Annotated in this window: 7 protein-coding genes and 1 other RNA gene; 4 read left to right on the top strand and 4 right to left on the bottom strand. The window is 57.1% G+C overall.

Features of this window, described 5'->3' with window-relative positions; translation table 11 throughout:
* Window positions 1-64: 64 nt before the first annotated feature.
* Window positions 65-934, bottom strand: coding sequence for a DUF2971 domain-containing protein (locus J7360_RS21715; RefSeq protein ID WP_209034743.1), 870 nt, complete (start codon window positions 932-934; stop codon window positions 65-67).
* Window positions 931-1275 (bottom strand): helix-turn-helix transcriptional regulator, encoded by a 345-nt coding sequence (locus J7360_RS20935; RefSeq protein ID WP_254894385.1) that lies wholly within the window; start codon window positions 1273-1275, stop codon window positions 931-933. The genes J7360_RS21715 and J7360_RS20935 overlap by 4 nt, the downstream gene beginning before the upstream one ends.
* A 104-nt stretch (window positions 1276-1379) precedes the next feature.
* Here J7360_RS20935 and J7360_RS20930 point away from each other — a divergent pair, with 104 nt between their 5' ends.
* From J7360_RS20930 to J7360_RS20920, 3 genes are read left to right on the top strand one after another with little or no spacing between them, the layout of a single operon-like run.
* Entirely contained in the window at window positions 1380-2132 is a 753-nt protein-coding gene (locus J7360_RS20930; protein WP_057664284.1) for a hypothetical protein, read from the top strand.
* A 47-nt stretch (window positions 2133-2179) separates the two neighbouring features.
* Entirely contained in the window at window positions 2180-2494 is a 315-nt protein-coding gene (locus tag J7360_RS20925) for a hypothetical protein (RefSeq protein ID WP_057664286.1), read from the top strand.
* The gene (locus tag J7360_RS20920) at window positions 2491-2868 is read left to right on the top strand and encodes a hypothetical protein (RefSeq protein ID WP_176214982.1); all 378 of its coding nucleotides are present in this window, start codon (window positions 2491-2493) and stop codon (window positions 2866-2868) included. The genes J7360_RS20925 and J7360_RS20920 overlap by 4 nt, the downstream gene beginning before the upstream one ends.
* Before the next feature lie 538 nt (window positions 2869-3406).
* Here J7360_RS20920 and J7360_RS20915 read toward each other — a convergent pair.
* Both J7360_RS20915 and J7360_RS20910 read right to left on the bottom strand, forming a co-directional pair.
* Entirely contained in the window at window positions 3407-3766 is a 360-nt protein-coding gene (locus J7360_RS20915) for a hypothetical protein (RefSeq protein WP_209034741.1), read from the bottom strand.
* Window positions 3766-4065, bottom strand: a complete 300-nt coding sequence (locus J7360_RS20910) for a hypothetical protein (protein WP_209034739.1) — start codon at window positions 4063-4065, stop codon at window positions 3766-3768. Before J7360_RS20910 ends, J7360_RS20915 begins: the two co-directional genes overlap by 1 nt.
* A 427-nt stretch (window positions 4066-4492) precedes the next feature.
* On the opposite strand from J7360_RS20910, the gene ffs reads away from it, so the two are divergent.
* Window positions 4493-4589: signal recognition particle sRNA small type (ffs, locus tag J7360_RS20905), an RNA gene on the top strand.
* Window positions 4590-4797: the final 208 nt, after the last annotated feature.

The following is a 4797-nucleotide window of genomic DNA, read 5'->3' as shown; positions in this document are numbered from 1 at the left end:
GAGTTGATCAGACCTTCCTTAAAGAAGCCATCGAGCATTTCGCCAAATAGTGCTCGCAAATACATCAATCAGTGATATCAAAGGGAAGCTCGCAACGACCGGGAATGCCGAAAACCATCGCGCCCGAAGGGCGAATATGAGCGATCTCGTTCGGGTCAACAAGACTTCGACTCATCTCAAAAGAGCCGGGCTTGAATCTTGCCTCGTAGAAGTCCGGCTTGACCTTGTAGCCACTAAAAACGAGCATGAGCGCTGTCCTTACGTGCCTAGGACAGCGCATTCCGAAGGTAATCCCCGACAGTTGAAATGGCGCCTCTCCGGCTCCGAAGCCCCGAGACACATCGCGCCACTCGCTTTCGTATGCCCAATCGGGAGACTTACGGAAATAGGCTGACTCGACAACTGATCTAAGAGCGTTTTCATCACCCTTCAATTTCCATGCAGCAATATCTGATAGCCGAATCCCTCGACTGCTGGTGTAGTCGACCTGTCCTATATGCTGACATCGATGGTTGGTAGCGTCGTATTCGATACAGAAGCCACGATGACTATCAGCGTAGTGACTCCACATTAGCGGGCTGTCCCAGCGTGCAGACAAGGTCAGCACTCCGCGGCTACCTAGGATTTCGCGGACCTTGTCGTCGATTTCTCTTTTCGCTGCGTCGACATATTCCTCAATAGACGCCTCAACATCGTTGTAGTCGCCGTCATAGGTCCACTGGTTACGCTGAAGACGTTGCAGAGAATCCTCTGGGAAAAGCCTCCGGTGAAGCGCCTCGAGAGTCATGCGATCAACGTCGTTGATGGTCTCGGTGAGCTCTTCAATTGGATCGTTGAATGCAGGGGTCCGCGAATACCATGCCTCGCTGTCGCAAATGAGCTTTAGCGCGAAAGAGTCGAAAGCTCGATACTTGAATAGGCGATTTGGAATCACGGCTGCGAGTCTTCTGTTGCGCCCACGATTGCCTCTAGTGCCACTAATGCCTCACGCCGCTCTTTGGCTGACATCCGTGCTAATGCCATGATGGCTCGAGCGGTAGCCTCGTCTTCGGCGACCAAGTAAGCCATCGGCACCCCCAACGTGTCGGCCAGCTTCCCCAACCCATCCAAGTCGATGCCACTGGTCTCGTTCTCGTAGCGATTGACCCTGCTGCTGGCCAACTTCTTATCGAGCCCCATCAGCACCCCCAACGCTCGTTGGCTTGGGATGCCTTGCAGTTCCCGAGCCTGTTTCAGGCGGGCAGCAAAGAGAGCTCGGGGAGAAGCCTTCGGCACGTGAACGGATGTTGAAAAGTTGGCCGGACAGCATGACTTGCTCCTCCACTGCATGGCAGACTCTTCATGAAATGTAGCACCCTCCAACAACACACGGGGATTTCATGAAGACCGCAAGGATTGCAGGCGCCGCCCTGCTCGCATTGACCGTGGCCGGCGTTGCCCAGGCCCAGGACACCCAGCCCCCGAAGCCCGGCTTCTTTCGCCAGCTCGGAAAAAGTCTGGCCGACTCTGGCAAGCAGATGGTCGGCATCCAGCCGAACTCGGGCAGCAAAACCAGCACCCAAGGCACTGGCGCCATCTACGTGCCTCTCAGCGCCGCCGGGAAGCTGCCCGGCCTCTTTAAGGGCGACAACCACCAAGCAGCACAGCTTGGAAAGCTGGACTGGCCCCGGGTGGCGCTCACGTTTCAGGAATGGGGCGCCTCCCTGCCCTGCTGGACGGTGGAAGCGCGCATCTGGACCAGCCCCACGGCCCCGACCACGGAGACCTTCCGGACCTGCTTCGATGCCGCGGTGACTGAAACGGACGACCTGGGCGAGACAGCGGAGCTCAATAGCGCGGCCCTCTGGAAAGGGAGGGACACGCTGACCGGTATCAGGGTCTTGCCGAGCAAGCCCAACACGGGCGCCCAGCGCTCCACGGGCCCCAACCCTCCGGCCCAGCCCTTTGTCGTCAACGTGAGCCGGCCCGGCGTGGCTGACCGCGCCGTCGATGTCGCCCTGCGCGTCGCCTGGGTCTCGGGATTTCTCCAGACCGCAGACCTGCACCCGGGGTCGTCGGGAATGCTGACGCCATTCAAAGACACCAGGCTCTGGATTGCTGGTTTTAAACCCGACGGCAATCGCGACAACTAGCAGGCCCCGGATTTGCCCGCTTTCCCATCCCTCAGAAAAGGAACGACATGAAAAATGCATGGATCGGCCTGGTCGCGTTGACCATGGCCCTGGGCCTGACCGCCTGCAGCGGCAAGCCGTCGAACGACAACGCCAAGCAAGCGCTGGTCACCCTGCTCCAGCAGAGCGGCGCCGGCCAGGTCACCGATGTCCAAAACTTCGAACTCACCGGATGCGTGGAAGCGCAAGGCGCCGACGGCTACCGCTGCGACACGCGCGGCCAAGTGGTCCTGGAGATTGCCGGTCGGCAGTTCCCCGTGCCGGTCAACAAGAACTTGCGCTACGCCAAAGCGGACGGCACCTGGAGGGCCTACGCAAAATGAGCATGAAGACCGATTCGATGGCAGGAACGCCCGTCGACGCCGTGGGGGCTGGCGGGGACGCCGCACGGCGCGCTGTTCCCAAGAAGGTCATGACACCCCACAACCGCTTCTTCTGGTGGTTCTCGCTCAGTCTGCTGTTCCTGGGTCCGTTTGGCTTTCTCGTTGGGCCGCTGATGGCTCGCCGGGGCCTGCGGAAAGCAGAGCGCTTTCACGCTTTCGAGGCTCATATGGCACGGCAGCGTGACCGCGGCTTCAGTTGGTGGCAGTGGTGGGTCATGACGCCGCTGACCGTCATGGGAGCTTTCTGGGTCACTTCGGTGCTGAGCAGCCTTCCGATGGTGCTGTTTGTGCTGTATGCGCAGCTGACGCGCTAGACCCCAACACTGCCAGAGATGCGAGAGGTGCCCCCACGGCGGGGCCAGACGGCGCGACCAGTTTCTATTAAAAGCAAGGCACGCACAGGGTGAAGCAAGCTCCCCGGCCTGGCTGCGACTCCACATCAACGAAGACGTTGGTTCGAAGCATCGTGCCGTAAACTTAAGAGAGGCCCGTGCTCATTTTTTCCCTGGCGACTTGATGGTGAAGTAGGTTCCAAATAACCACTTCTCCTAGAAGCCAACTCATCAAAGGTAGACGGGCCTTTAACACAAATGATGGCTTTGAGGTCCTACTATTTGCTGTGATACTCAACCCTTATATTCGTGACCAATCACCTTATCGTAAATCCAGGGGCCTGATAAAACTTACTTACCCTGCCTTACAACCGCTATCTGGCAGACAGCGCTTTCCCAAAAAATAGCATCATTAGGAAGACATTGGCCTGGGGCTTCCCACGGACGGAAGTCCACTTTTTGAAGGCAGTTTCCGCCAAACTGACCTGAGCTAGCGCGTGTAATCTATCAAATGTTCTATTTATATCGTAATCAGCGGCATGTCTTTCTCCTGAAGAGTAACAAAATGACGCGCTACGTCAGCTAGTTCAGGCAGAACGGCTGTTGATATCAATGCTGAATATGGCCTGCCTAAATTAGGCTGAGAAATACCCTTGGCAGCAATTTTCATATCGCTATGAGTAAGCGCCCTTTGAATATGTCGTCCGATTCCCGCAGGCTGGGCGGGGCTCACAAGACTTGCAGCCTCTGACGATAAAAGATGGAACAGGGCGTAGTAGGCAGTCGAGATCGCTCGCCTGAGGCTAGCCTGCTGAGGCCTTCTTTTTTCTTTAGTCGCCAAATGCCTTGCTTGACGCAAAAGATCTTGAGGGAGCGCCATTAACGCTTTTTGCCAATCCCGTTAACCAATTCGACGTAAGGCCAGCGCGAAACGCCTTTGCTAAGCGCAACCTTCTGAACTTCATCGGCAAAGCTTCTCAACTCCCTGAACCTCTTTGAACTGGAAGCCACTGACTTTTCATTCACCTTCAATTTGACAAACAATGATGAATCCCCGCTCGAGTCATCCCCAACCTTGATGTCGTAAGACAATACGGTGCTGGGGATCCTCATCGCCTTTATAAGGCGGTCGAGAACTTTGCGGTCTTCGGTTTCGGAGTGGATCATCAAGTCGGCCATAAAGCACATTTACCACAAATCCACCAACTTCGCAACAGTCGCGACGTGGGATCTCTTTGATGTGATGACCAAACCTGTCTCTCGCTGAACGCAAGGCACCTCCGGAGCTACATCCTATAGCAAATGCTAGATCAGGAACGCCTAGCTTCCTTCTCCATGTGAACCCAAGGATGTGGGGGTATCACCACGTCCTCGCTGCTCGGGTGGAAGACGGAAACCCGATCATCGAGGCTAGCAACGGACCTAGACAACCCGCTACAATGGCAGACCACAAAGCAGGACACCTTCCTGGTTTGCGTGGCTGTAGGAGAGTCGGGACGTTCGAGCGGGATCAGTACCTCCCCCTCTCTCCGCCAGTTTTATGACTCTGCAAGCTGATTGCACGGGTCCAGGGCCACGGCATCGTGGCCCACGTCTTATGGTGGCCCCGTCGGTCCCTCGCGACGCTAGATCGAAAATCCCGCCAGGGCCGGAAGGCAGCAACGGTATCGATTGATGCGGGCGCCGAGGTCAACCGGCGGGGACACCACCCCCAACTTCGAAAGACTCCAGGCGAACTAGCCGGAGCCCTGGCTTTCTCACGATTCATGAGCAACAAGCAGCGGGGATCTTTTGCAGCGCTGCATGCCCATGCATAAGGCCGATCCGTCATTCGTGCCCGCCGTGGCGACGGCGCATGCATCCCGCAGCGTTAGCGTCTCCCACGGCGCGATGCGGGCGCCGAGGTCAACC

Source organism: Xanthomonas sp. D-99 (assembly GCF_017746145.1).
GTDB lineage: Bacteria > Pseudomonadota > Gammaproteobacteria > Xanthomonadales > Xanthomonadaceae > Xanthomonas > Xanthomonas cissicola.
The sequence above is the reverse complement of the archived record's forward strand: the minus strand, read 5'-3'. Positions and strand labels throughout refer to the sequence as shown.

Excerpts from the sequence above, each read along its gene's own strand:
- J7360_RS20915 (WP_209034741.1), bottom strand. The coding sequence starts at position 3,766 with ATGGCGCTCCCTCAAGATCTTTTGCGTCAAGCAAGGCATTTGGCGACT.
- J7360_RS20925 (WP_057664286.1), top strand. The coding sequence starts at position 2,180 with ATGAAAAATGCATGGATCGGCCTGGTCGCGTTGACCATGGCCCTGGGC.
- J7360_RS20930 (WP_057664284.1), top strand. The coding sequence starts at position 1,380 with ATGAAGACCGCAAGGATTGCAGGCGCCGCCCTGCTCGCATTGACCGTG.
- J7360_RS20910 (WP_209034739.1), bottom strand. The coding sequence starts at position 4,065 with ATGGCCGACTTGATGATCCACTCCGAAACCGAAGACCGCAAAGTTCTC.
- J7360_RS20920 (WP_176214982.1), top strand. The coding sequence starts at position 2,491 with ATGAGCATGAAGACCGATTCGATGGCAGGAACGCCCGTCGACGCCGTG.